At 64.4% G+C, this 26,498-nt stretch carries 29 protein-coding genes, 1 tRNA gene and 3 pseudogenes; 28 read left to right on the plus strand and 5 right to left on the minus strand.

The features are described from left to right. Positions 1-172: 172 nt before the first annotated feature. From FKZ61_RS21035 to FKZ61_RS24350, 15 genes and pseudogenes are all read left to right on the plus strand, one after another. A complete protein-coding gene (locus FKZ61_RS21035) occupies positions 173-1,105 on the plus strand; it encodes an SH3 domain-containing protein (protein ID WP_229964344.1) in 933 nt (310 codons plus the stop codon). 88 nt (positions 1,106-1,193) lie between these two features. Continuing rightward, positions 1,194-2,480 carry a cellulase family glycosylhydrolase gene (locus FKZ61_RS21040; protein ID WP_170200103.1) on the plus strand — a complete coding sequence of 429 codons (1,287 nt, stop codon included), beginning with the start codon at positions 1,194-1,196 and terminating at the stop codon, positions 2,478-2,480. After that, positions 2,473-4,764 carry a glycosyltransferase family 39 protein gene (locus FKZ61_RS21045; RefSeq protein ID WP_170200105.1) on the plus strand — a complete coding sequence of 764 codons (2,292 nt, stop codon included), beginning with the start codon at positions 2,473-2,475 and terminating at the stop codon, positions 4,762-4,764. The genes FKZ61_RS21040 and FKZ61_RS21045 overlap by 8 nt, the downstream gene beginning before the upstream one ends. 133 nt (positions 4,765-4,897) lie before the next feature. After that, positions 4,898-5,356: a winged helix-turn-helix transcriptional regulator gene (locus tag FKZ61_RS21050; protein WP_211358674.1), complete on the plus strand. Its 459-nt coding sequence runs from the start codon at positions 4,898-4,900 to the stop codon at positions 5,354-5,356. Next, positions 5,353-6,000: an MBL fold metallo-hydrolase gene (locus FKZ61_RS21055; RefSeq protein ID WP_141612120.1), complete on the plus strand. Its 648-nt coding sequence runs from the start codon at positions 5,353-5,355 to the stop codon at positions 5,998-6,000. The genes FKZ61_RS21050 and FKZ61_RS21055 overlap by 4 nt, the downstream gene beginning before the upstream one ends. 81 nt (positions 6,001-6,081) lie before the next feature. Beyond that, positions 6,082-6,723 carry a DUF4399 domain-containing protein gene (locus tag FKZ61_RS21060; RefSeq protein ID WP_211358675.1) on the plus strand — a complete coding sequence of 214 codons (642 nt, stop codon included), beginning with the start codon at positions 6,082-6,084 and terminating at the stop codon, positions 6,721-6,723. Positions 6,724-6,833: 110 nt separating this feature from the next. After that, entirely contained in the window at positions 6,834-7,205 is a 372-nt protein-coding gene (locus FKZ61_RS21065) for a putative signal transducing protein (protein ID WP_170200107.1), read from the plus strand. After that, positions 7,174-7,926 carry an ABC transporter ATP-binding protein gene (locus tag FKZ61_RS21070; protein WP_141612122.1) on the plus strand — a complete coding sequence of 251 codons (753 nt, stop codon included), beginning with the start codon at positions 7,174-7,176 and terminating at the stop codon, positions 7,924-7,926. The genes FKZ61_RS21065 and FKZ61_RS21070 overlap by 32 nt, the downstream gene beginning before the upstream one ends. Then, positions 7,923-8,696 carry a heme exporter protein CcmB gene (locus tag FKZ61_RS21075; RefSeq protein ID WP_141612123.1) on the plus strand — a complete coding sequence of 258 codons (774 nt, stop codon included), beginning with the start codon at positions 7,923-7,925 and terminating at the stop codon, positions 8,694-8,696. Before FKZ61_RS21070 ends, FKZ61_RS21075 begins: the two co-directional genes overlap by 4 nt. A 3-nt stretch (positions 8,697-8,699) precedes the next feature. After that, complete coding sequence (locus FKZ61_RS21080; protein ID WP_141612124.1) at positions 8,700-9,452, plus strand: cytochrome c biogenesis protein; 753 nt, start codon at positions 8,700-8,702, stop codon at positions 9,450-9,452. After that, positions 9,449-9,601 (plus strand): CcmD family protein, encoded by a 153-nt coding sequence (locus FKZ61_RS21085; protein WP_141612125.1) that lies wholly within the window; start codon positions 9,449-9,451, stop codon positions 9,599-9,601. Before FKZ61_RS21080 ends, FKZ61_RS21085 begins: the two co-directional genes overlap by 4 nt. A 579-nt stretch (positions 9,602-10,180) precedes the next feature. Continuing rightward, positions 10,181-10,477: pseudogene (locus tag FKZ61_RS24600) on the plus strand (cytochrome c biogenesis CcdA family protein); the annotation flags it as partial. Positions 10,478-10,612: 135 nt separating this feature from the next. Then, positions 10,613-10,708: pseudogene (locus tag FKZ61_RS24545) on the plus strand (cytochrome c biogenesis protein CcdA); the annotation flags it as partial. A 106-nt stretch (positions 10,709-10,814) separates the two neighbouring features. Next, positions 10,815-11,072 carry a glutaredoxin family protein gene (locus FKZ61_RS21100; protein ID WP_170200109.1) on the plus strand — a complete coding sequence of 86 codons (258 nt, stop codon included), beginning with the start codon at positions 10,815-10,817 and terminating at the stop codon, positions 11,070-11,072. Continuing rightward, on the plus strand, positions 11,069-11,731 hold the full coding sequence (locus FKZ61_RS24350; RefSeq protein WP_141612128.1) for a DUF2085 domain-containing protein: 663 nt from the start codon (positions 11,069-11,071) through the stop codon (positions 11,729-11,731). The genes FKZ61_RS21100 and FKZ61_RS24350 overlap by 4 nt, the downstream gene beginning before the upstream one ends. 10 nt (positions 11,732-11,741) lie before the next feature. On the opposite strand, the gene FKZ61_RS21110 is transcribed toward FKZ61_RS24350, so the two are convergent. Beyond that, positions 11,742-12,617 carry a cytochrome c biogenesis CcdA family protein gene (locus FKZ61_RS21110; RefSeq protein WP_141612129.1) on the minus strand — a complete coding sequence of 292 codons (876 nt, stop codon included), beginning with the start codon at positions 12,615-12,617 and terminating at the stop codon, positions 11,742-11,744. 607 nt (positions 12,618-13,224) lie between these two features. Continuing rightward, positions 13,225-13,551 (minus strand): metal-sensitive transcriptional regulator, encoded by a 327-nt coding sequence (locus FKZ61_RS21115; RefSeq protein ID WP_141612130.1) that lies wholly within the window; start codon positions 13,549-13,551, stop codon positions 13,225-13,227. Between the two features lie 451 nt (positions 13,552-14,002). Between FKZ61_RS21115 and FKZ61_RS21120 the strand changes: the two genes are divergently transcribed. The 6 genes and pseudogenes from FKZ61_RS21120 to rpsT all read left to right on the plus strand — a co-directional run bounded on the left by FKZ61_RS21120 (position 14,003) and on the right by rpsT (position 17,211). Continuing rightward, entirely contained in the window at positions 14,003-14,137 is a 135-nt protein-coding gene (locus FKZ61_RS21120; protein WP_141612131.1) for an FAD-dependent oxidoreductase, read from the plus strand. 12 nt (positions 14,138-14,149) lie between these two features. Beyond that, positions 14,150-14,974: pseudogene (locus tag FKZ61_RS24125) on the plus strand (FAD-dependent oxidoreductase); the annotation flags it as partial. Further along, positions 14,957-15,385: a hypothetical protein gene (locus tag FKZ61_RS24130; RefSeq protein ID WP_268252104.1), complete on the plus strand. Its 429-nt coding sequence runs from the start codon at positions 14,957-14,959 to the stop codon at positions 15,383-15,385. The pseudogene FKZ61_RS24125 and the gene FKZ61_RS24130, both read left to right, overlap by 18 nt. 116 nt (positions 15,386-15,501) lie before the next feature. Next, the gene (locus FKZ61_RS21130; protein ID WP_141612133.1) at positions 15,502-16,053 is read left to right on the plus strand and encodes a hypothetical protein; all 552 of its coding nucleotides are present in this window, start codon (positions 15,502-15,504) and stop codon (positions 16,051-16,053) included. 80 nt (positions 16,054-16,133) lie between these two features. Further along, positions 16,134-16,685, plus strand: a complete 552-nt coding sequence (locus FKZ61_RS21135) for a peroxiredoxin family protein (RefSeq protein WP_170200110.1) — start codon at positions 16,134-16,136, stop codon at positions 16,683-16,685. Positions 16,686-16,947: 262 nt separating this feature from the next. Then, positions 16,948-17,211, plus strand: coding sequence for a 30S ribosomal protein S20 (gene rpsT / locus FKZ61_RS21140; RefSeq protein WP_141612135.1), 264 nt, complete (start codon positions 16,948-16,950; stop codon positions 17,209-17,211). 105 nt (positions 17,212-17,316) lie between these two features. On the opposite strand, the gene FKZ61_RS21145 is transcribed toward rpsT, so the two are convergent. The 3 genes from FKZ61_RS21145 to FKZ61_RS21155 form a co-directional block, all read right to left on the minus strand. Continuing rightward, complete coding sequence (locus tag FKZ61_RS21145) at positions 17,317-18,045, minus strand: endonuclease III domain-containing protein (RefSeq protein WP_141612136.1); 729 nt, start codon at positions 18,043-18,045, stop codon at positions 17,317-17,319. Between the two features lie 238 nt (positions 18,046-18,283). After that, a complete protein-coding gene (gene alr / locus FKZ61_RS21150; RefSeq protein WP_141612137.1) occupies positions 18,284-19,453 on the minus strand; it encodes an alanine racemase in 1,170 nt (389 codons plus the stop codon). 98 nt (positions 19,454-19,551) lie between these two features. After that, positions 19,552-20,487 carry a PHP domain-containing protein gene (locus FKZ61_RS21155; RefSeq protein WP_141612138.1) on the minus strand — a complete coding sequence of 312 codons (936 nt, stop codon included), beginning with the start codon at positions 20,485-20,487 and terminating at the stop codon, positions 19,552-19,554. 224 nt (positions 20,488-20,711) lie between these two features. Here FKZ61_RS21155 and FKZ61_RS21160 point away from each other — a divergent pair, with 224 nt between their 5' ends. From FKZ61_RS21160 to FKZ61_RS21190, 7 genes are all read left to right on the plus strand, one after another. Continuing rightward, positions 20,712-22,418 (plus strand): CTP synthase, encoded by a 1,707-nt coding sequence (locus tag FKZ61_RS21160; protein ID WP_141612139.1) that lies wholly within the window; start codon positions 20,712-20,714, stop codon positions 22,416-22,418. A 191-nt stretch (positions 22,419-22,609) separates the two neighbouring features. Continuing rightward, positions 22,610-23,377, plus strand: coding sequence for a YebC/PmpR family DNA-binding transcriptional regulator (locus FKZ61_RS21165; RefSeq protein ID WP_141612140.1), 768 nt, complete (start codon positions 22,610-22,612; stop codon positions 23,375-23,377). A 19-nt stretch (positions 23,378-23,396) separates the two neighbouring features. Next, the gene (ruvC, locus tag FKZ61_RS21170) at positions 23,397-23,960 is read left to right on the plus strand and encodes a crossover junction endodeoxyribonuclease RuvC (protein WP_141612141.1); all 564 of its coding nucleotides are present in this window, start codon (positions 23,397-23,399) and stop codon (positions 23,958-23,960) included. A gap of 167 nt (positions 23,961-24,127) precedes the next feature. Further along, complete coding sequence (locus FKZ61_RS21175; protein WP_141612142.1) at positions 24,128-24,886, plus strand: response regulator transcription factor; 759 nt, start codon at positions 24,128-24,130, stop codon at positions 24,884-24,886. 41 nt (positions 24,887-24,927) lie between these two features. Beyond that, positions 24,928-25,509, plus strand: coding sequence for a Holliday junction branch migration protein RuvA (gene ruvA / locus FKZ61_RS21180; protein WP_141612143.1), 582 nt, complete (start codon positions 24,928-24,930; stop codon positions 25,507-25,509). Positions 25,510-25,675: 166 nt separating this feature from the next. Continuing rightward, positions 25,676-26,239 (plus strand): elongation factor P, encoded by a 564-nt coding sequence (efp, locus tag FKZ61_RS21185; RefSeq protein ID WP_141612144.1) that lies wholly within the window; start codon positions 25,676-25,678, stop codon positions 26,237-26,239. Positions 26,240-26,359: 120 nt separating this feature from the next. Next, a tRNA-Thr gene (locus FKZ61_RS21190) sits at positions 26,360-26,435 on the plus strand. Positions 26,436-26,498: the final 63 nt, after the last annotated feature.

The following is a 26,498-nucleotide window of genomic DNA, read 5'->3' on the forward strand; positions in this document are numbered from 1 at the left end:
TGTCTGTCGAGGCCGTGCGGCGGCAAGCCTGGCCGCGGGCCTGGATACGTCCGGAACTCCCCCGCCGGTTTGGTCGTCCAACTTTAGTATGCTATACTCCGCAACTTGCGAGAGCCTATAACGAGCACAATTTGGAATTGGCCCCGGTAGGGGGATATGCCAGGGGATGGTCATGAGCAGCAAAGTGAGACAGACAATTGGGTGGGGAGCTGTACTCCTGTTGACCTGGATATTGGCCGGATGTGGACAGCCGGCAGAACCGCCGCTGCCTACCCGGACGCCGGCTCCCACTTTCACGCCAACGCCAGCGGCGCCGCCGGTAGCCAATGCGCCCAATCCCGCGCCCGTCGCCACCACACCGGCGGTGGAAGAACCGCCGCCGCCGGCCGAGCTGCCGCCCACCGATACACCCACGCCGGAGCCCCCGCCCACCCGCCCTGCCGAGGTAGTGATCGGCACTAACATGAATGTGCGGGGTGGGCCCGGCATCAATTACAACATCATCGGCACTGCCAACTCGGGGGAGCGATACCCCATCACCGGCAAAAATCCAGAGGGTACCTGGTGGCAGATCAACTACAACGGCCAGAACGGCTGGGTCTTCGGAGAACTGGTGACTGCCGAGAACGCCGAGAGCGTCGCGGTGGCGGCCAACATCCCCGCGCCGCCGCCCCCGACGCCCACGCCGGTGCCGCCACCGCCGACGCCCACGCCGGTGCCTCAGCCCCAGGCGCCGCCCCAGCCAACCTATGAGTTCAACCGGGCCATTTTGCAGCGATGTGCGCCCAACGCTGGCGTGACCTACGTGGAGGGCACCACCTACAAGAACGGCCAGCCGGTGAACGGCTACCGGGTTGCCTTCAGCTACGCGCCGGATGGGCCCATCGTGGCCACGGTTCAGTCCGGTCCCCACGAGGGGTATCCAGGCTGGCGTACCGGCTTCTACTCCCACATCCTCAAGGCCGACGGCCCCCGGGAGGGCGATTGGTACTTCTGGATCGTGGACGCCAGCGGCAACCGTATCTCCCAGATCGCCCACGTCCACACCGACGGCGAGGCCGGTGACGGCAAGTGTCAGCAGGCGGTCATCGACTTCGACTCGTAGGGCAGCCGGGCGCAAATACCTCGGCCGAAATTCGGCTCCAGTGACCCAGGTCTCGCATCTTGGCACGACCGGGTTGCCGAGAACGCTGATGATGAAAAACGCGGTCAAACAGACGGCCATCCTGTGGGTCAGCCTGCTCCTTCTGGGTGGGCTGACCCTTTTGATCCTCCAGCTGCCGCCGGTGCGGGCCTGGCTCTGGTACCAGACTGGAGAGGAAGCGTTCACCGCGCAGGTCAAAGGGCTGACCGACCTGGCGGGGGGCTGGCTGCGGCCCCGGCTCTCCCTGGCGCCAGATGCACCCATGGACCACACGGATGTCAACCCCTTCGGCATCAACGTCTTCCTGGAACAGGAGGTGGAGCCGGCCAAGCGGGAACAGGCCGTGGCCATGGCCGCCGCCGCCGGCTACCACTGGCTGCGCCAGGAGTTCCCCTGGGAGGACATCGAGATCCACGGCAAGGGCGACTTCCAGGACCGACGCCACGAACCCTACCGCTCGGCCTGGGAGAAGTATGACCACATCGTGGATCTAGCGGAAAAATACCACATGGAGCTCATCGTCCGCCTGAGCAACCCGCCGGCCTGGACCCGGGCCGCAGGGGACGCCGTGGGCACCTACGCCCCTCCCGACGATGTCCAGGACTTTGCCGATTTCGTCTACGCAGTGGTGAGCCGCTACAAGGGCCGGGTCCGCTACTACCAGCTCTGGAATGAGCCCAACATCTATCCCGAATGGGGCGAGCAGCCCGTCAGCCCAGAAGCGTACACCGAGCTGCTGAAGGCCGGGGCCACGGCCGCCCGCGCGGCGGACCCGGACGTGGTGATCATCGCTGGCGCACTGGCCGCTACCATCGACCTGGACGGCACCGTCCACGCCGGCCGTAACTTCAGCGACCTCCTCTTCCTCCAGCGCATGTATGACGCGGGCGCTGCGCCCTACTTCGACATCATGGCCGTCCAGGGCTACGGGCTCTGGTCTGGCCCCACCGACCGGCGCATGCACCCCCGGGTCATCAACATCAGCCGCCACCTCTACATCCGAGATCTGATGGTCAAAAACGGCGACGCCCACAAGCCCATCTGGATCTCGGAGATGAACTGGAATGCGGCCCCGCCCGATGTGGAACCCCGCTACGGCCGGGTCAGCCTGGCGCAGCAGGCCCGTTACCTGCCCCTGGCCTACCGCCGGGTGATTCAAGAGTGGCCCTGGATCGGCGTGGCCGCCACCTGGTATCTCAAGCGGGCCAGCGATGATTGGCTGGCCAACCGCCAGCCAGAGGCCTACTTCCAGCTCCTGGCCCCGGACTTTACCCCCCAGCCTGTCTACCAGGCCATGAAGGATTTCATCCACAATGGCACGGTGCCCGATGGCTGAGATGCAAGCCAGCGCCGGCCGGTCCCGCCCACGCCTGGCCTGGCTGGAACCCGCCCTGCTGGCTTTCCTGCTGCTGTTGGGCGCCGGCCTGCGCTTCTATCGACTGGATGCTTCCAGCCTGTGGAGTGATGAAGGCAACACCTGGGCCCTCATGGGGCGCAGTTTTGCCCGCATTGCCCAGGACGCCGCCGCGGACATCCACCCGCCGGGCTACTACTGGCTGCTCAAGCTGTGGACCCTGGCCTTTGGGGCGGACGTGATCGGCCTGCGCAGTTTTTCCGCGCTGGCGGGGACGCTCCTGCTCTACGGGATCTACCGGATCGGCGTGTTGCTGGGGGGGCGCCGTCTGGGGCTGCTGGCCCTCCTTTTGGCCGCGCTGAACCCATTCCTGGTCTACTACAGCCAGGAAGCTCGCATGTACATGGCCCTGGCCCTGGCCGGCACCGGCCTCTTCTGGGCGCTCCTGGTGTTGATGGCTGCACCGGCGGGCAGGGGGTCCCCCCGGGCTGTGGCCCTGGGGTACGTGGCCGCCGGCGCCATCGGCCTGTGGCTGCACTACAGCTTTCCCGTGCTCCTGGCCGCGGCCGGCCTGGCCTACCTCTGGCACTGGTGGCAAGGAGCGCCCCGGCGCTGGCAAGATCTGGGCCGTTTTGTGGGGCTCAACGCCGTTGTCCTGGCCCTGTTCTTGCCCTGGCTACCCACAGCCCTGAGCCGGGTCCGCCAGTGGCCCAAAGGCGGTGTGCCCATCGGCCTGGGCGAGGGCCTGCAGATGCTGCTGGAAACCTTGCTGTTTGGCCCCCTGCGCCAGACGCCAGAACCCACCTGGCCCTGGCTCGTTGCAGCCGGCCTGTTGCCCCTCCTGGGGCTGTGGGCCCTCCGACGGCGGGAGCAGGCTGTGGCCCTGGGCCTCTGGCTGGCGGCACCGCCTGCGTTGATGTTCGGCTTGGGGTTGTTCAGCGAGGCCTTTCTGAAGTTTCTCCTCACCATGGCGCCGGCCTGGTGCCTGTTGGCCGCGGCGGCAGCCTGGCTCCTGCCCCGCCGACCTGGGCCGGGGATGGCCCTGCTGGCCGCCGGCGGGCTGGCCCTGGCCGCCCTCACCCTGCCCGGCTACTATCGCGACCCCACGGCCCGGGACAACTACGCGGGCGTGGCCCGCTACGTGGCTGCCCTGGGCGATCCAGCCCAGGACCTGGTCCTGCTGGACGCGCCTGGCCAGCAGGAGGTGTGGGCCTACTACGACCCGGGCTTTCCCGTCCTGGCCCTGCCCCAGCAGCGTCCGCCGGACCCGGAAGCTACCCTGGCCACCCTGGCGGAAGCCGTGGCGGATCGCCGGCAGGTCTTCGCCCTCTTCTGGGCCACCGATGAGGCCGACCCCGATGGCCTGGTGGAGCGCTGGTTGGATCAACAGGCGTTCAAAGGGTTGGAGAGCTGGCAGGGCAACCTGCGTTTCGTCGTCTACACCCTGCCCAACCGCCTGACCTGCACTGCCCTTCAGCCGCCGGCTGCCCTGGAAGGGGGCATCACCCTGACGGGCCTCTGCCAGCCCCAGGTCCCCCAGCAGGTGGCCGCCGGGGACGTCGCGCTGGTGGGGCTGCGCTGGCAGGCCGAAGCGCCGCCCGCGGCCCGCTATAAGGTAACGGTCCAGCTTCTGGACGCGCGCAGCCAGGTCATTGCCCAGCATGACAGTGAACCGGCCGGCGGCTCTCAGCCCACCGACACCTGGCAACCGGGCACCACCTACGTGGACAACCACGGCCTGACCATCCCCCCGGGGACACCGCCAGGGGTCTATCGGCTCATCGTGGCCATGTATGACCCGGCGACCGGCCGGCGGCTGGCCGGCCCCCAGGGCGACCACATGGCGCTGGGCGAGGTCCACGTGCAGCGGGCGGCCCGGCCCATCCCGTCGGATATCCTGCCGGTGCAACATCGCAGCGACATCGTCCTGGGCCCTGTCCGGCTGGTGGGCTATGGATTGCACCGCAAGGGCTTCTCCCACCAGCCGGAGGCGCCCATCCAGCCGGGGGATCTGGTGCACTTTACGTTCCTCTGGCAGGCACCTTCGCCCCTGCCGGCGGACTGGCCGGCGGACCTCCAGTTCACCCTTCGGCTCGGGGAGCAGGTGTTGACCGCGCCCCTGGCCGGCGGCCTGTATCCCACCGGCCAGTGGCAGGCCGGTGAGCTGGTGCGCGGGGAGTTCGACCTGCCCTACGACGGCAGCCGGGAACGCCCCATCCTGACCGTGGCCGGCGACCTCTACCGGTTGAGCCCACTGCCCCGCTGAATTGCCCGGCGGCTGGATGGGCAGGGGTGCGCTTCAGTTTGACATAGTACTACGTTTGATATAGCATATTTTTTGAAGAGTGTTTCGAATCAGAGATGTTGGGTAAACGAGGGCTGACGTGGCGACATCAGACGTGGCAACATCAAACGACAGGACAACCATCCAGGCTGAGATCGAGGGCTGCGGCCAGGGAAGCGAATTGCAGGAAGAGCCCATGCCGTGCCCGGTAGACGAGGCGGCACGGATCATCGGCCAGAAGTGGATGTTACAGATCGTCCACCACCTGTTGGACTGTGAGCCCCGGCGCTTCTGCGAGCTTCAGGAGGCGCTGGGCGGGGTCAACCCCAGCACCCTGAGCAGCCGCCTCAAGATGCTGGAGGAGGAAGGCCTGGTGCGGCGGATTCAGGTGAGTGCCATCCCGCCCCACGTGGAATACAGCCTGACCGAAATGGGCTGTGAACTGCGGGACGTCATCGAGGCCATCATCGACTGGAGCAACCGCTGGCTCTGTGGGCCGGAGAGCCGTCGCGCCCGGGCTTCTGCCACCGTTTCATCCATCGCCGTACCCGCCGAGGATTGCAACCAATCATGATCGTCAAAGGACTCACCGTTGGCCTGTTGCAGGAAAACTGCTACATCCTGGGCTGTGAGAAGACCCACCGCGGCGTGATTGTGGACCCGGGCGACAATGCTCGGGCGATTTTGCGTCTGGTCCGGGAAGCGGGCCTGACCATCGAGAAGATCATCAACACCCACGCCCACCTGGACCACGTGCTGGCCGTGGACCCGGTGCGGGAGGCCACCGGTGCCCCCTTCTACCTTCACCAGGCCGACCTGCCGGTGTTGCGGGACGTGCCAGAGCGGGCCCGCCTCTGGCTGGATTCCGAGGTGGACCCCATCGGCGATCCCGACGGGTTCCTGGAACATGGCCAGCTCATCGAATTTGGCGAAGAGCAGTTGGAAGTTCGCTTCACCCCTGGCCATTCGCCCGGCCATGTGGTCTTTGTGGACCACAAGAACCGGCAGGTCTTCGCGGGCGATACCCTCTTTCAGGGCAGCATCGGCCGCTATGACCTGCCCGGCGCCGATGGCCCCACCCTCTTCCGGAGCATCCGGGAACAGCTTCTGACCCTCCCGGACGACTACACCGTCTATCCGGGCCATGGCCCCGCGACCACCATCGGAACCGAGCGAGTCTTCAATCCGTTTGTGGGAGAAAAAGCGTTTCATTCATAGTTCGGCCGACCCGTCCCTGCCCGGCGTCAAGCCGTGGCTTTGGCGCGCCGGGAATCGGCCCCACGTAGAAGGATCATGAGCATGTTGACATTGTCCTATCATCGTCGCAACCACAACATCCATCGCCGCATCCACCGCCCCCTGAGCGTCCTCCTCGTCGCGGTCATGGCGCTCTTGCTGGGGGGATGCGGCCTGGGCGTTCGGAAACCCCTGGCCACGCCCACGGCGATCCCGACCCTGGCCTTCCCTGAATCAAATGCCCTGAACCCGAACTCCGAGGCGACGCCCACGACCCTACCCGCCCAGGATGCCGGCCATGGGAACACGGCCGCATCTGAATCGACCGAGGCGTCGACCCCGGAGGCGACGGCCACCCCTGAAGCAGCCACGGGGCGGGTTTTCTTCGTGGAACCGGCCGATCACGCCGTCGTGCCCCGGACGTTCACCGTGGTGATGGGGGTGGAGGGGCTGGAGGTCCAGCCTGCGGGTGAAGTGGTGCCGGGCGCCGGCCACATGCATATCCTGATCGACACCGACTTCATCCCGGCGGGGGAGGTGATCCCCAGCGACGAGCACCATCTCCACTTCGGCGATGGCTCCCTGGAGGCGGAGCTGACCCTGGAGCCGGGTGAACATGTGCTGCGCCTCCAGTTCGCCGATGGCGCCCACCGGGCGCTGGAGGGCGAGCAATACCGGGACGAGATCACCGTCACCGTTGAGTAGGACTGTTGAGTCGCGGGTTGTCGACCGGACAACCCATGGGCACGATGCGCAGCTCCAGTGGGCTTCCTCCTGGGGCTGCGCATGCGAGGATGGGAGCGGACACAAAAACCATGGCCACAGATGCGGGATTCTTCTCCGGGTGGTTGCAAAAATTGCGCCAGGGATGGCAAAGGCCAGCGGAGCCCCTGGACGCTGCAGAAACGGCCGGTACCACCACCGGGGGTGGCTCGGAGCAGGAACCGGTGGTGGTCTGGGAGGCCGCCAACCGCATGGAAGCCCAGATAGTCCAGGGACGCCTGGAGAGCGAAGGAATCCCCGCCATCATCCGGGGCGAAGCCCTGGGCACCATCTATGGCCTGACCACGGGAGAGCTCGCGGCCAGCAAGGTGCTGGTACCGGCACCCCTGGCCGAGCGGGCCCGGTCCATCCTGGCGGAGGAGAGCGCCTGGGATGAGGGGGACGATGGCCGCGCCGACGTCTAGCGGTCGGGATGCCGCTCCCCTGATCCAGGTGCGCAACCTCCACAAACGCTTTGGTCGCAAGGCGGTCCTGCGGGGTGTGGACCTGTCGGTGGCCGAGGGCGAGGTCATGGCCCTGCTGGGCGCCAACGGCGCGGGCAAGACCACCCTCATGCGCATCGTCAGCGGCCTGGCCAAACCGGAGCAGGGCGAGGTGATCCTGGGCGGCGTCTCCCTGCGCCAGGCTGGCCACGAGTTGCGGCGCTACATCGGCCTGGTCACTCATGCGCCCCTTCTCTACGAACATCTGAGCGGCGAAGAGAACCTGACATTCTTTGCCCGCATGTACGACCTGCTCCAGCCCGCCGAGCGCATCGAGGCCGTGTTGCGGGCCGTGGACCTCTGGCCCCGGCGGCGGGATCCGGTGCGCACCTACAGCCGGGGCATGGTCCAGCGGCTGGCCATCGGCCGGGCCATCCTCCACGATCCCCCGGTGCTCTTGTTGGACGAGCCAGACACTGGCCTGGACCAGGAGAGCGCCCAGATGCTCCACAGCCTGATTCGGCGCCTGGGCGCCACCAATCGGGCCATCCTCCTTTCCACCCACAACCTGGACCGCGCGGTGGAGTGGGCCGATTCTGTCAGCCTGCTGGCCGGTGGTAAAATTGTGCTCCAGGAATCGACCGCTGCATTGGACGGGGCCAGGCTCCGGCAGCTGTACCGGCGTGCCCACCAGGTATCATGAACGTCTCTGCACCGCCTCAACAAACCCACCCCGACGTAGCTTCCCAGGCTACGGTCTCCCTGCGCCCGGTCCAGATGCGGGTCGGCGGCGGCGTGGCGGCCTATTGGCGCAAGGTCTGGGCCATTGCCCACAAGGATCTGCGGGCAGAGGTGCGGGCCAAGGAGATCTTCAGCACCATGTCGGCCTTCAGTGTGCTGGCCGTGCTGGTGTTTGGCCTGGCCTTTGACCTGCGCGTGCCCCAAGCGGAGATGGTGGTGCCGGGCGTGTTGTGGGGTGTGCTCCTGTTCGGGGGGGTGCTGGGGTTGCATCGCAGCTTTGGCAGCGAGGTGGATCGGGGAAACCTGGCCGGGCTGCTGCTGGCGCCGGTGGATCGGAGCGCCATCTATTTCGGCAAGGTGCTGGCTCATCTGGCCTTTCTGCTGGCCACCGAGGGGATGCTCCTGCCGGTCATGCTGGTCATTTTCGACGTGAACCTGTTTCGGCCGGGCATCCTGGCCGGGCTGTTGCTGGGCACCCTGGGCTATGTGGCGGTGGGCACCCTCTTCGCCGCGCTGACGGCCAGCAGCCGTTCCCGGGAGACCATGCTGCCCATCTTGCTGCTGCCGGTGATGGTGCCGGTCTTTGTGGCCGGGGTGGGGTTGACCGTGGCCAGCCTGGATGGACGCAGTTTTGCCGACTATCGACATTGGTTGGCCATTCTGGCCATCTACGATATGATATTTCTCACCCTCGCGTTTGTGGTCTTTGACCTGATCTGGGAGGATGCATAACCTGTGGGCACCGTTACCGCGTCCAAAACCATGCGCCGCCGCCTGACCGGCTGGGATGTGGCGGCCCTGTTGCTGAACCTGACCGCCGTGGGCGCCATGGCTCTGGTCATGTGGGCGGCGCTGTTGTACGCCCGCCCGGCGGTCAACCTGGCCGGCGATGAACAGATCGCCCAGCGCATTTTCTACATCCACATGGGCTGCAACATCGGCGCCCTGGCCGGCTTCCTCTGCTCCCTGGTGGGCAGTGGGCTCTATCTCTTCACCCGTCGCCTGGACTGGGATCGGGTGGCCCAGGCCGGGGTGGAAGTGGGGACCCTCTTCGGCTGTGGCACCATCCTGACGGGGATCTTCTGGGCGAAACCGGCCTGGAACACCTACTGGACCTGGGATCCACGGCTGACTACGGCGACCATCACGGTGTTGCTCTACGTGGCCTATCTGCTCTTCCGCAACGGCATTGACAACCGGCACACCCGGGCACGCTTCGGCAGCATCTACGCCGTCTTCGCCTTCCTCAGCGTGCCCCTCACCTACTACAGCGCCCGCTGGTTTCGTTCCATCCACCCGGTGGTCTTTGGCGGCAGTAATCCCGAGGCCCAGGGTGATTTTGAGACCATCGGCCCCACCATGTCCCAGACCCTGAGCATCGCCATGGTGGGTTTTTTGGTGTTGTACGTCGCCCTGATGTGGCTGCGCTGGCGCCAACTGCGGCTGGCGGATCGGTTGGAAGAACTACGGGAGGAATTGGAGACATGACCTACCTGGCGGCTGCCATGATCGGGGTCTGGCTGTTGGTCACCCTCTACCTGGTCTACGTGGGCCAGCGGCAACGGGCGTTGGAGGAAGAGCTACGCATGCTGGAGGAGCGCCTGGCCGAGGGACGACGAAACGCTCCCTCTGCCTGAGCCTGCCGGCGGATAGACGGCGTTGGAAGTCCCCTGGCCGTAGGGGGGCTTACGGCAGCGAAGCGGCAGGCGGGGTAGAGTGACGATGCAAGTATCAGCCGGTGATTTCAATCATCGGTCCAAGTCCAAGGCTGTGGTTCTGTAGCGGAGCCAGGATAATGTGCGGCCTGGTGGTTGACAGAGGAGTATGGCATGGCACAGATTGTAACGGGACAGGGTCGAAGCGCTGACGTGGCCGTGGAGCCGGCCGGTGCCCGTCCTGTCGTGGGGGAAGGGCGTCGCCTGGTCGTCTTTTTCCACGCGGTGGCCTTTGTCCTGGGTTTTGGCGCGGTCTTCACTTTCCTGGGCTCGGCTGCGGGCCTGCTGGGCTACGGCCTGGAGCCCTACATGCCCGGGATTGCCCGGCTGGGCGCGATTTTGCTGATGTTGTTCGGCCTGACCACCATCGGCTTTGTCGGCTGGCTGAGTCGCTTTATCCGACAGCGGGTGGATCTGGACCAAAATCCGGCCGCCGCCGCCCTGGTCAGCCTGCTGGATGGCCTGAACACCCTGCTCTACAACGAGCGGCGCATTGCCGGCATGCACCAGGTGAACCCCCGCTGGGGCTATGCCAGTAGCCTGCTCCTGGGGGTGACCTTCAGCGCTGGCTGGGTGCCCTGCATCGGCCCTATCCTGGCCGGCATTCTGTTCCTGGCCGGGGACAGCGCCACGGTGGGGCAGGGGGCGCTGCTCCTGGCCGTCTACAGCCTGGGGTTGGGCATCCCCTTTCTGGTGACGGGGGCCGCCTTCAGTTCGGCCACCCGGCTGCTGCGGCGCATCAACCGCCATGCCAACGTGGTGAGTATTGCCAGTGGTCTCTTCCTCTTCTACGTGGCCTATTTGCTGTGGACCGACAGCCTGGTGCTGTTGACCACCCGCTTCACCTTCCTCAACGACTGGGTCTTCTCCCTGGAGGAACAGGTCTCGGCCCTTTCCGGCGTGGGCGGCAACATCATCGGGGCCAGCCTCTCGGTGGGTGTTCCCCTGGCCTTCGTGGCCGGCATCATCAGCTTCCTGAGCCCGTGCGTGTTGCCCCTGGTGCCGGCCTACATCGGCTACCTGAGCGGCGCCGCGGTGGGCGGCTCCCGCTCCTAATCCGGTCTGGGGAAAAGTATCTCCTCAATGCCTGATGGCCCAGGACCATCTCGTATCGGGGGAGGCTTCACTCACAGCTATGCAAGTGTTCGTGTACAGCAAGCCGGACTGCCACCTCTGTGACGAGCTGAAGGCGGAGTTGGCAGTGCTGCAGGCGGAGGTAGACTTTACGTGGGTGGAGCGCAACATCCTGGAGGATCCAGCGCTCTACGAGCGCTTCCGCTATCTGATCCCCGTGCTGGAAATCCCCAACGGTCCCCTCCTTTACCCGCCCCACGATCGTGGACAGCTTCGGGAGGCGCTGCTGGCCGCGCAGGAAAGTGGGAATACACGGTGACCCTTCAGGACGAGTCCCCCAAGCAGGCGGTGGCAGTGGCCCGGGAATCCCGGGTCGTCGCCACTGTGGAATGGCTGGTGGCGGCCATCGCCCGCCACTGGCTGGCCCTCTTCAACATGGCCTGGGGATTGTACCTGGGGCTGGCGCTGCTGGCGCCGGTGTTGATGCACCTGGGCCTGGTGGGGCCGGCCCAGATCCTCTACAGCCTCTACTCCTTCGTCTGCCACCAGTTGCCCGACCACAGCTACTTCCTGTTCGGCGCCCATCCCACGCCCCTGCAGCCCGAGCTCCAGGCTGGCGGCATGGCGCCGGGCCTGAGCCTGTGGGAACAGCGTCGCTTCGTGGGCAACCCGGCGCTTGGCTATAAAGTGGCCATCTGTGAACGGGACGTGGCCATTTACGGGTCCATCTGGCTGGCCGGCCTGCTCTTTGTCCTGCTGCGCCGCCGGCTGGCGCCGTTGCCCTGGCGAGTGTACCTCCTGTTGATTATCCCCATGGCCATCGACGGCCTGACCCAACTGGTTGGCCTGCGGGAGAGCAACTGGTGGCTGCGCACGGTGACGGGTGCCCTCTTCGGGGTGGCTACCGTGTGGCTGGCCTACCCGTACGTGGAGGAGGCCATGGCAGGGGTGGAGGAGCGCTCCGTTGACGCCGGGTGAACGAAGTCTTTTACACCCATGCACCCAGCAGTCCCCCCAACGTCAACCAATAGTAGACGATGAACGTCCCGGCCAGGACCAACAGCAGCGCGCTCACAGGCTGAAGATACGGTAGGGCGTTGCGCACATACCGCACCATGGCGCCTTCGAACAGGGCCATGCTGGTAGTCAACAGGAAGAGCACCCACCCCATTCCCAGTCCGTACAGAATGAACTGAAGAAAGGCGCCGGCCAGGCCGCTCACCGCGACGGTGGTGCCCACCACCACCAGAAAGACGGGCAGGGTACAGCTCAGGGAGGCCAGGCCATAGCTCAGCCCAAAGAGGAAGTAGCCTTTCACGCTCTTCTGTCGGGTATAGCCGACCCGGGCGGCAAGCTGGTCGCCCACGCCGGTATGCAGGCCGCCACCACCGAACACCCAGGCGCCGACCAGGATCAGCAGCAGACCGATCAGGAGGCCGATCCAGGGGAAGATGCCGATTAAAACGCGTGCACCGGCACTGATGAGCAGGCCAACGGCGCCGAACAACAACACGAAACCGAAGGTGACCGCCAGGCTCACCAACAACGCCTGGTACAGGCGCCGGTCCATGTAACCGGTGCCCACGTGCCCGTCGCCGCTGCCCAGGAAGAGCCCGATGTAGGCAGGCAACATGGCGAAGCCGCAGGGGTTGACCGCCGCCACCATACCGGCGCCGAAGGCATAGCCCAGGGGAAGCAGATCGCCCAGCCGCCCCAACAGCGAGGTGGAAGCCGCGGAGAGTCTCTCCACACCACCGGTGAGGGTCGAAAGATTGGGGCCAGTGGCCAGGCTGGCGGCGACGGCCACGGCCAGTGCGATGAATGCCAGGCCCCCGGAGAGCAGCCAGCTTCGCCGCTCTCCCATCGTCCTGTCCGCCGGGGACGGTTGGAGCGGTATGGTCTCATTCGCCCCAGGCAGGTCTCTGCCCGGCGCCATCCTCTGTGGGTGTTTCATCGATGTGAATTCCTCCAGGGTCATTCCATTTCAATGATGGTGGCTGTCCCGCCTGATTTGTCCCGTCTGATTGGGAGAAGTCGGTCAGCGGGGGGGCGTCTTTTGACCTTCTGCGGGAGGGGTGCTCACCCTCTTTTGGATGTGCCCATTGGTTGTGGGCCCCCCAGTACCCGCACCCGCTCCGCTCATCCTCTTTTGGATATGTCCATTGCTTGTGGGCGTCGCCTTCCTGCGATGGGCAGACGAGGGCGGAGCCGGCAACTGGCACTGGGCTGATTGCTCGCCTTGGCCCAGCCAATTGACAGCCAGCAGCAGGCCGCCTAGAAACAGGACGAACGAGGCCATCCAGATCAGCCACTGGTTGCTGGCCAGCCAGAGGCCCAGGGCCGTGCCACTGGTCAACGCCAGCAGCAGAGGGATCGTCAAGGGCAGATGACAGGGGCAGGCGATCAGGGCGATGACACTCGCCGCTACTCCCTTAATCGTTTGCATGGGTCTTCTCCTGGAATAGAGATGTCTACACTTTTTTCAACACCAGGGCCAGGGCACGCTTCAGACGATCCAAGGCTTCTACGTCCCCGGCGGAGACGCATTCGCTGACGCAGGTCTCCATGTGCCCTTCCAACAGCTTGACCGTTACCTGGTTAATGGCCGCTTTAATGGCCGCGAGCTGGATCAGGATATCCTCACAGCTTTCCTGGTTGTCCAGCATCCGGCTCACGCCGCGTACATGTCCTTGAATGCGGTTGAGGCGATGCTGCAAATTCCGCACCAGTTCTGGATCCAGGTATTTTTCAGGTGAAGGAGCCCCCGTCGGGGCGCCGACTTCGTCCAGTTGGGCCATTACAGTTTTCCTCCCATGTGGGTTCAGGTTGGCATTATCGGGTTGTTGTCACACGCGAGGCGCAGTGGATAAACGGCTAAGATGTCAGGATTGAACACCCAAATCATCCCAGGTATATCCCCCCGGGGGGGATATGCTGTTGAACTACTTTATAATTTTCCAACCAACATGTCAAGCATCAATTCTTCGTATCCTTCTTCGCAACTGTTCATCCCCCTGGCCCCATCCCCCCGTCGGGGAGGGGAGTGAATGGTTACAATGCTTCAATCTCCCCCAAAGACGGAAAGGATAAAAATTCAGGGTTGACCTTCAAGCATGGTACAGGGTGTACAGTAGGGTACGGAGTGTATGGGGGGCTGCGGGATGCAAGTCAATTGCAAAAGGTGCAGACTGTTCGTTTTTACGTTTTAACGATATTTCAACGGCACAGACAGGAAAGGGCCATTGGCAGATGACGACGAAGCACTACGACTACGACATTTTGGTGATCGGCGCGGGCCAGGGTGGTTTGCCTGCAGCCCACATGGCGGCCAACCTGGGGGCCCGGGTGGCGCTGATTGAGGAACGGGAGGTGGGCGGCACCTGAGTCAATGAAGGCTGCATCCCCACCAAGACGCTGATCTGGTCGGCGGAGGTGATGCACCTGGTCGCCCGGCGGGCGGCCGAATTCGGGGTGGAGATCGACGGCACGGTGCGCTTCAACCTGCGCCGGGCTGTCCAACGTAAGGATACCATCGTCCAGGGGATTCTGGACGGCATCTATCGAGGGCTCCAGGGACGGGAGGCCATTACCTTCCTGCGGGGCCAGGCCCGTTTCCTCAATGACCACGAGGTCGACACAGGCGACCGCCGGCTCAGCTTCGCCAGGGCCATCATCGCCACGGGCGCCCGCAATGCGGTTCCCCCCATCCAGGGGCTGGCCGATGTGGACTACCTGACCAACCGCAGCGCGCTCCAGCTCCATGAGCTTCCCAATCACCTGATGGTGGTGGGCGGCGGCTACGTGGGCATCGAGTTTGCCCAGATGTACGCCCGTTTCGGGAGCCGGGTCACCCTGTTGGGGCGCAACCGCCAGCTTGCCCCGGGCGAGGAGCCGGAACTGGCCCAGCTGCTGGCCGAGTACCTGCGGGAAGAGGGCGTCGACGTTCACACCGATGCGCCTGTGTTGCGGGTCCGCCAGGAGGGGAACGAGAAGGTGGTCACCGCCCGAATCGAGGGCCAGGAGCGGGACTTCCGGGGCGATGCCCTCCTCATCGCCACCGGGCGGGTCGGCAACACCGATGGCCTGCACCTGGATGCCGCCGGCGTAACCCGAGATGCAAAGACGGGCTTCATTTCGGTGGATGAGCAGCTTCGGACCTCCCAACCCCACATCTGGGCCATCGGCGACGTCAAGGGGGGCTGGATGTTCACCCATGTGGCCACTTACGACGGCCCCATCGCGGCCCTGAATGCGGTGAAGGAACTGGGCCGGACGGTGGATTACCGGGTGGTACCCCGGGCCATTTTCAGCTCCCCCACCCTGGCCGCGGTGGGGCTCACCGAAGAGGAAGCCCGGACCCAGGGCTACGAGGTGAAGGTGGGCTCGGTTCCCGCGGTGGGCGGCCGGGCCACCGCCATGGGGGATACCCGAGGCCGGCTGAAAGCCATCGTCAAGGCGGACGATGGCCAGATCCTGGGCTTCCACATCCTGGCGCCCCACGGCGACGACCTGCTCCACGAAGCGGTGGCCGCCATGTACGACCATGGCACCATCGACCGCATCGCTCGTTCCATCCACGTCCACCCCACCCTGAGCGAGCTGGTGAAGGCTGCCGCTCGTGCGGCCAGATAGCAGTGGGCCCGGTTTCCATACCGGACAGGCGGTCACCGGGAGGAACCGGCTGCCTCTTGATAAGACAAATAAGACACGCGGTATTCGCTCGTTCTGCCAGCGGAGGTTTGTGAACCATGTCCACCATCCGGCCACATCGGCCCGTGCTGCCTGCGACCTGGGTGTGGGGGCAACGAGCAGCTCTACTGGTTGCCCTGTTGGTGCTTTTGTTCGTGGCTTGGCTTGTCTATCAGAGCAGTGCCCTGGGGCCAACCTCGAGAAGGGCGGTCGCAAAGCTGCCCGCACAGGTGGAAGATCAGGTGGAAGATGCACCCGCCGCGCAGCAGTTGGCAGCGGTTCCTGCCCAGGGCTACATAGGCAACGGGGACAGGGTAGAGGCCACAACACAGCGGGCACAGAAACAGAGTGGCGCCCACGATTCGGAAAATGCCGCTTCGGGTGGGGTTCTGGTGATCTTTCGACTTCAGCCCCTGGCTGCGCCTTGCTGCCCTGCCCCTACGCCTGACCAGGCGGTTCAGGCGGCGCAGGCGGTGCCCGGGGTCCTGGCGGCGGAGATAAACGCCGATGGTCAGTTGCTGGTGCACTATGATCCGGCGGTGGCTGATCCCGACGCCATAGCGGCGGCCATCAACCGGGCCTCCTTTATCGCGGAAATGGTGGATGATTAAAGGATTGATTCCATTCGTGGGCGGTGACCGGGATGGAAAGCGGATTCGCGGTGTCAGCCAGTGATGGAGGAACGGCCAGCATGGCACAAGTCAGATACCTTTCCCTGTTCATGGCATTGACCCTGATGCTGGCGCTGGGCGCCTGTACGGCATCGGCAGGCCCGGCATCCGGGCGTCCGGTGCAGAAAGTAGCCGTCGAGGTCAACGTCTCTGATGGACCGGAGGCGCCGGATTGGGTGTTGGAGACCCTGGATGGCGGTGAGTTTCGCCTGGCCGACCACCGGGGCGAGGTGGTGGTCATGTTTTTCATGGCTTCCTGGTGTAGCTCCTGCCTGCTCGAAGCCCGAGCCCTCGACCAACTGTATCGGCAGTACAAAGACCAGGGGCTGACGGTGGTTGCTATCAATGTAGAGCCGGGCAGACCGGTCCAGGAGCTTGCGCGTTTTCGCCAGATGGCGAACGACGCGGACTATTCCTGGGCTTTCGACAGCGAATTCGCGGTGGTGAAACGCTACGGTGTCCGGGCTCTGGACAGCACCATCATCATCGACCGGGCCGGGCGAATCGCCTACACCGACGATTCCCTGACCCCACTGGAGACCCTTGAATCAGAAATTCTGAAGTGGCTATAAAACTGCCTGGAATGGGCGTTGGTCAGTTCTGCCTTTGGCCCTGGCTAAATTCGACAAATCATCCGGGCTCGGTTATACTGTTACGCTGTGATTGCAGCCAATGGGGCCTATTTACAGCCGCAGATTACACAGATAGGGCTGGATAAAAATCGGTGTTCATCTGTAAAGTCTGTGGATCGAGACAAATTTGTAAAGATAGTGCATATCGAAACTGGCTGGAGATAGAGAGCCATTCAAGTTCTGTTTGGGGAGCAAATCTGGCATGGCCAATATTAAATCTGCCGAGAAACGAAATCGTCAGCGTCTGAAGCGGGAAGCTCGCAACCGGGTGATACGCGGCCGCACTCGCACGGCTTTGAAGAAGGCTCGCCTCGCCATTGCCAACGGCGATCCCAACGCGGCGGAGCTGGTGCGCCTGGCCGAGCGGGCCCTGGATCGGGCCGCCGCCAAGGGCGTCATCCACCGCAACAACGCGGCCCGGCGCAAGAGTCGCCTCTATCGGGCCCTGCAGAAGGCGCTGGCCTGAACTAGCCGCGCGGTTACGCCGCCCACCCTCTGCCAGCCAGGGAGATCCTGGTTTTGGGGTGGGCGTCCATCATCCAGAGCGCTGTTTTTTCCCGCCACCGTACCCTCAGGTCGGTGGCTTTTTGTTGTGGCCAGAATGGGGCTGTTGGCCGGGAGGTGTGGGAGCCCAATCGCCCTCCTGGTTGTAGTAGTCGCACAGATCCTGGAGGGGGCAGATTTCGCAGCGGGGCTCCCGGGCATGGCAGATCTCCCGCCCATGCCGGATGAGGTTGAGGTGCAGGGTGTAGAAGGTCTCCGGCGGCAGCAGGGCTTCCCAATCGGCCTTTACCTTTTCGGCGCTGGCCTTGCGGCTACTGATGCCCAGGCGCCGGCTGATGCGCTGAACGTGGGTATCCACTGGGAAGGTCGGCTTGTTAAAGCAGAAAAGCAGGACGATGCTGGCCGTCTTGTGGCCCACGCCTGGCAGGCTGGTCAGATAGGCCAGGGCCTCTTTGACGTCCATCTCCGCCAGGGCATCCAGCCGATACTCCCCCCAATCTTCCTTGATGCGGGTCAGGGTGGCCACGATGTTGGGCGCCTTCTGGTTGTACATGCCCGCCGGCCGGATGGCCTCCTTGATGGCCTCCAGGGGCGCGGTGCGGACAGCCTCCCAATCTTCACCGAAGGCGGCCTTGAGCCGGTCAAAGGCGCGGCCGCTGTTCACGTCGTTGGTGTTGGCGCTGAGGATGGTCCCGATGAGCTCGTCCACCGGGTCCCCATGGGGTGACCAGGTGCGCTCGCCGTAGATTGCCCGCAGCCGCTCATAGACCTGCCGCGCCTTCTCCTGTCGATCCATCAGGCTCTTCGCCTCCTGAATTCAAGAATCCACAATCTTTGCACTTTTTCAATTTACAGATGCGATCCACAATGGTCGTCCCGTCGTAGGCGCCGCTCGTAGCGGCGCTTCGTCGCCCTCCCCTCACCCGCCTGGGGCTGGCACCATCGGACGGCTGGGAGCCGCCCCTACCGCAAACCGGCGCTCTTTCACGGCTGGCGACGGGCGGGTGACTGTGAAATCTGTGGCGCCAATCCACTCAACCCACCAACACCCGGGGGACCCGGGCCAGGATCCGGCTGACCACGTCGTAGTTGATGGTGCCCAGACGGCGACCCACTTCTTCGGCGGAGAGCTCCTGGCGGCCCTGGCGACCGATCAGAACCACCTCGTCCCCCTGGCGCACGGGCCCAGCGCTGGCCACGATGTCGGTCACGTCCACGATGGTCTGATCCATGCAGACTCGTCCCAGGATGGGCGCGGGGGCACCGTGGATGAGGACGTTGCGCCAGTGGAGGGGCGCGCGGGGGAAGCCGTCGGCATAGCCCACGGGGATTACCGCGGCCACCATGGGGCGAGAGGCCACGAACTCGTGGCCGTAGCTCACGCCATCGCCAGGTTGGAGGGCCATAACGTGGGCCACCTGGGCCTTCCAGCTCAGGGCCGGCCGGAAGCCCGGCGGCAGCGGACACTCGTCCACATCGGGATCCAGTCCGTAGAGCGCGATGCCGCAGCGCACCATGTCCAGATGCGCCTGGGGCAGGGTCAACGTGGCGGCGGAGTTGGCCGCGTGGGCCAGGGGGGGGCGCAGCCCCGCCGCCTCCAACTCGGCCAGCAGGCGTTGAAAGCGCCCCAGTTGTTCGTGGGCGAAGGTTTTGTCCTCGGCATCCGCCGTGGCGAAATGGGTGAAGATGCCCTCCACGTCCAGGTGTCGATACATCTGCAGCGCGGCCAGGAAGGGCGGCACTGCCTCCGGTAACAGCCCCAGGCGGTTCATGCCGGTGTTCACCTTGACGTGGACTGGGATTCGGCGCCCCAGGGCGGCAGCGGCCTGGTCCAGCGCGCGGGCCGTCTCCAGGTCATACACCGTGGCGGTCAGCTCCAGCCGCACGGCTGCCTCCGCCTGCCAGGCCGGGGTATAGCCCAGGATCAGGATGGGCGCGGTCACCCCGGCCTGGCGGAGGGGAACGGCTTCGGCCAGGGTGGCCACGGCCAGGCGGTCGGCGCCAGCCTCCAGGAAGATGGGGGCCACCAGGCTGGCGTCGTGGCCGTACCCATTGGCCTTCACCACTGCCATGAGCAGGCGCTCCGGACCAATGCGGCGGCGGATCTGGCGCACATTTTCGACCAGGGCCTCCCGCTGGATTTCGATCCATGTGGGCCGCCCCACGCCATCACCGAACCGGCTGACCTGTACGTTCCCCTGCATCAAAGGCTCTCCTCGTGCTGCATTCATGTTCTCTGCCATCTACGTTCACACTCACTTGTTCCCAATTTCCCAACCAGATCCCCTAATCATCTAATTCCCTAATCCCCCAATCCCGCCTTCGGCAGCAGGTACGGACGCACCGCCACCCACTCCTCCCAGGTCAGGCCGGCCTGGCCGGGTTGGATGCCGGGCTTGGTCGTGCCGTGGTAGTCGCTGCCGCCTGTTTTGAGCAGGCCCAGCTCATCGGCCAGGGCATCAAAGCCCGCGATCAGGGCAGCCACCTGGGCTTCATCGGCGCCTCGATGGCCCCGATTTTGGGCGTAGGGATAGCGGATCTCCAGCCCATCCAGGCCGGCCTGATGCAGGCGCCGAATCACCGATTCCACATCCCGAACCCGGGTGTAGCTGCCGGGGTGGGCCAGGACGGCCACGCCGCCGGCCGTGTGGGCCAGCTCGATGGCCTCCTCCACCCGCAGGCTGAAGCTCCGGGGCACATAGGTGGAATGGACGGCGTCGCCGGAGAGGAACTGGTCAAAGACATCCTGGATGGTGCGGAAGCGCTCCGGATGGTGGGCCAGGGCGACCCGGGCGATGTGAACCCGGCCGGGCACGCCGCCGGCCAGGGCCAGCACCTCATCCACCGGAACATTCAGACCGTAGGCCTGCAGGCGTTCGATCTGGCGGATCTTCTGCTCCACCCGGCTGGCGATGATCTGCTCCAGCGCGTCCAGGAGCGCAGGATCCCGATGGCGAATGCCGTAGGCCAGGATGTTGATGTCCAGGAAATCCCGCTCCGCTTCGCCGGCCGTGCTGAATTCGATGGCGGGCACCACCGTCACCCCATGCTCCCGGCCGGCGGCCAGGGCCTCCTCCACCCCCAGGACGCTGTCGTGGTCGGTGAGGGCCATGACGCGGATGCCCAGGCGGGCGCAGTGGCGTACCAGCTCCGTCGGCGTCTCGGTGCCGTCGGAACAGGTGCTGTGGAGCTGGAGATCCACCGGAAACGGGGCTGTGGGGCCACCCTGTGTCGACATGGTACGTACCCTTTCGTGCTCGAGTTTTTCGGCTCCGCATCACCTTGTGTTAGCATAGCCTTTTGTGCTTCCGCATCATACACGAATCGGGCGCCATGGGTGAAGTTGACGGGGAAATGGCTGCCGTTGATACGGCCAGACGGAATTGCATGGCGCCGGATCGGGATGTTCGTGATATACTTGAAGCAGAAACAGGGAATTTTATGGCCACCACAGAGACACATATGAGCAAGTATATCTTCGTCACCGGCGGCGTCCTGTCCGGCCTGGGCAAGGGCGTGACCGTGGCCTCCATCGGGCGGATCCTCAAGGCCCGGGGGCTACGGGTCGCCACCATGAAGCTCGACCCCTACCTCAACGTGGACCCCGGCACCATGTCCCCGTACCAACATGGCGAAGTCTTCGTCACCGAGGACGGCGCCGAGACCGACCTGGACCTGGGCCACTACGAGCGCTTTGTGGACGAGAACACCAGCAAGCTGAGCAACGTCACCAGCGGCCAGATCTACAACTACGTGCTCAACCAGGAGCGGCGGGGCGACTACCTGGGCGGCACCATCCAGGTCATCCCCCACGTGACCAACGAGATCAAGCGGCGCATCGGTCTGTTGGCTCGCACCAACAACCCCGACGTGGTGCTGGTGGAAATCGGCGGTACGGTGGGCGACATCGAGGGCCTGCCCTTCCTGGAGGCCATCCGCCAGATGCGCAAAGATGTGGGCCGCCGCAACACCCTCTACGTCCACGTCACCTGGCTCCCCTACCTGGCCGCCAGCAAAGAACTCAAGACCAAGCCCACCCAGCACAGTGTGCGGGAGCTGCGGGGCATCGGCATCCAGCCGGACGTCATCGCGCTGCGCAGCGACCACCCGGTGGACGAAGATGTGCTGGCCAAAGTAGCCCTCTTTTGCGACGTGGAGCAGGAAGCGGTCATCCCCCTGGTTACGGCAGACACCATCTACGCCGTCCCCCTCAGCCTGGAGAAAGCCGGCCTGGGCGACTGGCTGGTCCAGCAGCTGCAGTTGACCGTCACCCGGGATCCCCAGGCTGGCCTGGCCGACTGGGAGCGCTTCGTCCAGGAGATCCGGCGGCCCAAGCCCAGCCTGCGCATCGGCCTGGTGGGCAAGTACGTGGAGCTGGAGGACGCCTACCTGAGCGTCAAGGAGGCACTGCTCCATGCAGGCCTGGCCATCGGCTACGACGTCCACATTGAGTGGATCAGCTCCGAGGATCTGGAAAAGGGGCGCAACCTGGAGCTGCTGGAAACGGTGGATGGCATCGTGGTTCCCGGCGGCTTTGGGTACCGGGGCATTGAAGGCAAGATCGTCGCCGCCCGCTACGCCCGGGAGCACCAGGTCCCCTACCTGGGCCTCTGCCTGGGCATGCAGGTCATGTGCATTGAGCTGGCCCGGGCCGTGTTCAACAGCGACGAGCCCAACAGCACCGAATTCGACCTCAGCACCGAATACCCCATCATTGACCTCATGCCGGACCAGCGGGATATCGCCGATATGGGCGGCACCATGCGTCTCGGCATCTACCCCTGCCAGCTCAAGCCTGGCACCCGGGCCGCGGAAGCCTACGCCGCCATGGGCTTCGGCCACGTGATCCAGGAGCGCCATCGTCACCGCTTCGAGTTCAACAACCACTACCGGGCGGACATGGAAGCCCACGGCATGGTCTTCAGCGGCCTCTCGCCCGATGGCCGCCTGGTGGAGATCGCGGAGCTGGCCGACCATCCCTTCATGGTGGGCAGCCAGTTCCACCCCGAATTCAAAAGCCGGCCCAACCGTCCCCACCCGCTGTTCCTGGGGTTGGTCAAGGCGGCCCGGCGCTACGCGGAAAATCATCGGACCCCAGAACATCAGCCGGTAGATGGGCAGGAAGAAGCCGCCGCCGCTCGGGGGGATGCCTTTTCCCCTGCTTCATAGCTGCCCCCGGTTCCGGGCATCCCCAGGGTAACCCGCCACTGCATGGGAACGGATTTCCCTGGGGCGCTTCTTCCGTGAGTCCCCAAATGGGGGGCACACCCCTGGGATCCGGTGCAGTTGGCGGCATGGCATTTCTGTGCCATAATGAAGGCAGATGAACAGGCCGTTTGCAAACAGGAGTGTAAAAAGGTATGTCTGGACATTCCAAATGGTCAACCATTAAGCGCAAAAAAGGCGCCAACGACGCTGCGCGCGGCAAGTTATTCACCAAGCTGGCCCGGGAGATCCAGGTAGCTGCCCGCAGCGGCGCGGATCCTGCCACCAACTTCACCCTGCGCCTGGCGGTGGAGCGGGCGCGCATGGAAAACATGCCCAAGGAGAACATCGAACGGGCTATCCGCCGGGGGGCCGGGCTGGAAAAAGAGGTGGACGACATCGAAGAGGTGACCTACGAAGGGTACGGTCCCCACGGTATCGCCATCCTGGTCAACTGTCTGACCGACAACCGCAACCGCACCATTGCTGAAGTCCGCCGCTGCTTCACCCGGGCCAACGGCAACCTGGGCGAACCGGGATCCGTGGCCTGGCAGTTCACAGAGGTGGGCTACATCCTTTTTAACCGCCAGACCGATGACGGTGAGCCGCGCGACCTGGATCCAGAGGCTATCTTCATGGCCGCGCTGGAGGCAGGCGCTGAAGACGTAGTCGTCAGCGAGGACGCGGTGGAGGTCTACACGGCGCGCAACGACCTGGCCCAGGTCAGCCAGGCGTTGACCGAGGCGGGCTTCGAGCCCGACGAGTCCAAGCTCATCATGCGGCCCAACACCACCATCGCCCTGGAGCCCGACGAGGCGACCACGGTCCTGAACCTGATCGAAGCCCTGGAAGAGCTGGACGACGTCAACAACGTCTACCACAACCTGGAGCTGACCGACGAAGTCATGGCCCAGCTGGCCTGACCCCGTTGGTTTCATCCCCATGGCGGCAAAGGCCCGACAGGCAGCGGCGCAGGCCAACGAGATCCAGGGGAAGTGGGATCGGGTGGCCCTGGGCATTGACCCAGGCACGGCCACCACGGGCTACGGCGTGGTGGCCCAGTCACCCGACGGCGACCTGGTCCTGTTGGCCTGTGGCGTCATTCGCACCCAGCCCGGCCAGCCCATGCATCTGCGCCTGCTGGAAATCTACGAGGATCTCCATGGGCTGATGGATGAGTTCTCGCCCACCGAAATGGCGGTGGAGAAGCTCTTCTTCGGCCGCAACGTGACCAACGCCATTTCCGTGGGACAGGCTCGCGGGGCAGTCCTTCTGGCGGCCGCCAAGCGGGGACTGCCGGTGTCCGAGTACACGCCGGCGGAAATCAAGCAGGCCATTGCCGGCTATGGCAACGCTGAGAAACGACAGATTCAGGAAATGGTTCAACGCCTGTTGGGCCTGGCCCAGATCCCCCGGCCAGACGACGCCGCCGATGGCGTGGCGGTGGCCCTGTGTCACCTGCAGACGGTCCGGTATCAGGATCTCCTTTCCTCTCAGGCCGGGTAAGGACGCCCAATTCGTGGACTTCTGGCGCCTGGGGTTTCTTTCTGGCGGCATCTAATCTATGGGATGCGCCGGCTCCACTGATGATTGCACTATACCCCATAGGCCGGTTCTCTGGATATGCCGAAACGGTATGGAGTTTATGAGATGGTTTTTAACGGCAGAGAACGATGACCAATGTACAGAATTATTCTTCGGAGATCCCGCAAGAGCGAAAGCATGTCCGGATCCTGGTAGTCGATGACGAAGATGCCCTTTGCCACCTGTTGCGCATCTCCCTGGAAAAGATAGGCCACACGGTGGTCACTGCCACCAATGGCCGGCAGGCCCTGGAGCGTTTTGCAGAGGATTCAATCGATTTGGTGTTATTAGACATTATTATGCCAGGGATGGACGGCTTCGAGGTCTGCCGGGCGCTGCGGGAGCAGTCGGATGTGCCCGTTGTCATGTTGACCGCCCTGAACCGCTCCGATGACGTGGTGCGGGGGTTTGGGCTGGGCGCGGATGATTACATCACCAAGCCTTTCAGCTTTCGGGAAGTGCAGGTACGCATCGAGGCGATCTTGCGACGGGTCTACTGGCAGGATCGCAGTGCCGTGGCGTCCCGCCCGGAGACGGGCGACATCGTGCTGAACACAGACGCCCACGAAGCTCTGGTACGGGGACAACGGGTCCAATTGACGCCTATCGAATATCGGCTGCTGCGCTACATGATGGGAATGCCTAACCGGGCGGTGAGCAAGAGCGAGCTCTTCCGCCAGGTCTGGGGGTATGACATGGTGGGCAGCACCAACCTGGTGGAAGTGGCCGTGCGGCGCCTGCGGGAAAAGATTGAGGAAGATCCGTCCAACCCGGTCTACCTGGTCACCGTCCACGGCGTGGGGTACAAATTTCACCCAAAGCCGGAGACGACGTCCAACCCGGCGTAGACGAAGCTGGCGTTCAGGAGCAGCGGGAGCGCATTTGATCCATGATTCGCCTGATCCGGGGCACCGTCATCGCCCATGGCAAGGACCATCTTGTGGTGGAGGTGGCCAATGCGGTGGGGCTCAAGATCTTTGTGCCTGAGCCCACCCGTACCCAGGCCGCCTCTGGAGCCACCATCGTCCTGCATACCTACCTGCAGGTGCGGGAAGATGCCCTCAACCTCTTCGGCTTTGCCACCGAGGAGGAGCTGGAGATCTTCGAGCTGCTCCTGGGGGTGAGTGGCGTGGGCCCCAAGGTGGCCCTCTCCACCCTGAGCGCCCTGAGCCCCGATGCCCTGCGGCTGGCCCTGGCCAACAATGAGCCGGCTGTCATCGCTCGAGTGCCGGGCATCGGCAAACGGACGGCGGAAAAGATCATCCTGGAGCTCAAGGACAAGGTGCGGGAGAGCCAGGCCGGCCTGGAGGCCCTGGCCGCGGTGGCCGATGTGGACGCGGAGGTCATCGAGGCCCTCATCGCCCTGGGCTACAGCGTGGTGGAGGCCCAACGCGCCGTGCAGCGCCTGCCCAAGGAAGCCACCGGCGTGGAGGAGCGGCTGCGCCTGGCCCTGAGCCAGTTCAGCGCCTGACCTGTCCCGGCCCAGGTTGGCCGCGGCCTGGGCAATGTCTGGTGGCCTTTTTCTTTGACAGGCTTCCAGGCGGCACATATAATTTGGCCGGTTTCTTTGTCGTTAAAAATTCAGGTGCGTGCCTCTGGTTGGGCATTTCACCCAAAAACATTCAGGACGGAACTTTATGGCAGAAGTACAAACCCTGCGTCGGGGAAACATTTACGAAGAAGACAATCAGCTCTGGCGGGTGCTGGATTATCAGCACATCAAGATGGCTCGGGGCGGCGCCACCATTCGCCTGAAGGTGCGCAACGTGCGTACCGGCGCCACCGTGGAAAAGACCTACAACAGCGGCGCCCGGGTCCAGGACGTGCGGCTGGACAGCCGGCAGGTTCAATACCTGTACAATGACGGCCAGTTCTACTATTTCATGGACACCGACACCTTCGAGCAGATTGCCCTGCCGCCCGAAGCCCTGGAAGGGATTGTGGAGTACCTGGTGGACAACCAGGTGGTCACCCTGCTCTCCTACAACGGTGAACCCATCGAGGTGAGCCTGCCCACCACGGTGGACCTGAAGGTGGTCTGGGCGGAGGCAGCCGTGGCCGGCGATACGGCCAACGCGCCCACCAAGCAGGTGGAGCTGGAGACCGGGCTGCGCATGCAGGTGCCCATGTTCGTGAACGAGGGGGACATCATCCGGGTGGATACCCGGGACGGCAGCTACGTCACCCGGGTGCAGAAGTAGCGACCGGCCCTGGCGCCGACAGGGGGGCGACCCGCCGGGCCGCCCCCCTGTTGCAGTCGCCAATGGTTGGGGAAAAATTTGATCGTTTTCCCCCGATTGAGTATACTTACCACTGAGGATGCCGTTGTAGCTCAGTCGGTAGAGCAGCGCCCTCGTAATGCGCAGGTCATCGGTTCGAGTCCGATCAACGGCTCCAACAAGCAGGGGTTCGTGTCCGCTCGCCAAAGCGAACACGAACCCTTTTTCGTTTTCTTTACCC

The sequence above is a fragment of the Litorilinea aerophila genome, from assembly GCF_006569185.2.
GTDB lineage: Bacteria > Chloroflexota > Anaerolineae > Caldilineales > Caldilineaceae > Litorilinea > Litorilinea aerophila.

What these genes read in the sequence shown, in the direction of transcription:
- FKZ61_RS21035 (WP_229964344.1), top strand. Translation starts at nt 173, where the DNA reads ATGAGCAGCAAAGTGAGACAGACAATTGGGTGGGGAGCTGTACTCCTG.
- FKZ61_RS21040 (WP_170200103.1), top strand. Translation starts at nt 1,194, where the DNA reads ATGATGAAAAACGCGGTCAAACAGACGGCCATCCTGTGGGTCAGCCTG.
- FKZ61_RS21045 (WP_170200105.1), top strand. Translation starts at nt 2,473, where the DNA reads ATGGCTGAGATGCAAGCCAGCGCCGGCCGGTCCCGCCCACGCCTGGCC.
- FKZ61_RS21055 (WP_141612120.1), top strand. Translation starts at nt 5,353, where the DNA reads ATGATCGTCAAAGGACTCACCGTTGGCCTGTTGCAGGAAAACTGCTAC.
- FKZ61_RS21060 (WP_211358675.1), top strand. Translation starts at nt 6,082, where the DNA reads ATGTTGACATTGTCCTATCATCGTCGCAACCACAACATCCATCGCCGC.
- FKZ61_RS21065 (WP_170200107.1), top strand. Translation starts at nt 6,834, where the DNA reads ATGGCCACAGATGCGGGATTCTTCTCCGGGTGGTTGCAAAAATTGCGC.
- FKZ61_RS21070 (WP_141612122.1), top strand. Translation starts at nt 7,174, where the DNA reads ATGAGGGGGACGATGGCCGCGCCGACGTCTAGCGGTCGGGATGCCGCT.
- FKZ61_RS21075 (WP_141612123.1), top strand. Translation starts at nt 7,923, where the DNA reads ATGAACGTCTCTGCACCGCCTCAACAAACCCACCCCGACGTAGCTTCC.
- FKZ61_RS21085 (WP_141612125.1), top strand. Translation starts at nt 9,449, where the DNA reads ATGACCTACCTGGCGGCTGCCATGATCGGGGTCTGGCTGTTGGTCACC.
- FKZ61_RS21100 (WP_170200109.1), top strand. Translation starts at nt 10,815, where the DNA reads ATGCAAGTGTTCGTGTACAGCAAGCCGGACTGCCACCTCTGTGACGAG.
- FKZ61_RS21110 (WP_141612129.1), bottom strand. Translation starts at nt 12,617, where the DNA reads ATGGGAGAGCGGCGAAGCTGGCTGCTCTCCGGGGGCCTGGCATTCATC.
- FKZ61_RS21115 (WP_141612130.1), bottom strand. Translation starts at nt 13,551, where the DNA reads ATGGCCCAACTGGACGAAGTCGGCGCCCCGACGGGGGCTCCTTCACCT.
- FKZ61_RS21120 (WP_141612131.1), top strand. Translation starts at nt 14,003, where the DNA reads ATGACGACGAAGCACTACGACTACGACATTTTGGTGATCGGCGCGGGC.
- FKZ61_RS24130 (WP_268252104.1), top strand. Translation starts at nt 14,957, where the DNA reads ATGTTCACCCATGTGGCCACTTACGACGGCCCCATCGCGGCCCTGAAT.
- FKZ61_RS21130 (WP_141612133.1), top strand. Translation starts at nt 15,502, where the DNA reads ATGTCCACCATCCGGCCACATCGGCCCGTGCTGCCTGCGACCTGGGTG.
- FKZ61_RS21135 (WP_170200110.1), top strand. Translation starts at nt 16,134, where the DNA reads ATGGCACAAGTCAGATACCTTTCCCTGTTCATGGCATTGACCCTGATG.
- rpsT (WP_141612135.1), top strand. Translation starts at nt 16,948, where the DNA reads ATGGCCAATATTAAATCTGCCGAGAAACGAAATCGTCAGCGTCTGAAG.
- FKZ61_RS21145 (WP_141612136.1), bottom strand. Translation starts at nt 18,045, where the DNA reads ATGGATCGACAGGAGAAGGCGCGGCAGGTCTATGAGCGGCTGCGGGCA.
- alr (WP_141612137.1), bottom strand. Translation starts at nt 19,453, where the DNA reads ATGCAGGGGAACGTACAGGTCAGCCGGTTCGGTGATGGCGTGGGGCGG.
- FKZ61_RS21155 (WP_141612138.1), bottom strand. Translation starts at nt 20,487, where the DNA reads ATGTCGACACAGGGTGGCCCCACAGCCCCGTTTCCGGTGGATCTCCAG.
- FKZ61_RS21160 (WP_141612139.1), top strand. Translation starts at nt 20,712, where the DNA reads ATGAGCAAGTATATCTTCGTCACCGGCGGCGTCCTGTCCGGCCTGGGC.
- FKZ61_RS21165 (WP_141612140.1), top strand. Translation starts at nt 22,610, where the DNA reads ATGTCTGGACATTCCAAATGGTCAACCATTAAGCGCAAAAAAGGCGCC.
- ruvC (WP_141612141.1), top strand. Translation starts at nt 23,397, where the DNA reads ATGGCGGCAAAGGCCCGACAGGCAGCGGCGCAGGCCAACGAGATCCAG.
- FKZ61_RS21175 (WP_141612142.1), top strand. Translation starts at nt 24,128, where the DNA reads ATGACCAATGTACAGAATTATTCTTCGGAGATCCCGCAAGAGCGAAAG.
- ruvA (WP_141612143.1), top strand. Translation starts at nt 24,928, where the DNA reads ATGATTCGCCTGATCCGGGGCACCGTCATCGCCCATGGCAAGGACCAT.
- efp (WP_141612144.1), top strand. Translation starts at nt 25,676, where the DNA reads ATGGCAGAAGTACAAACCCTGCGTCGGGGAAACATTTACGAAGAAGAC.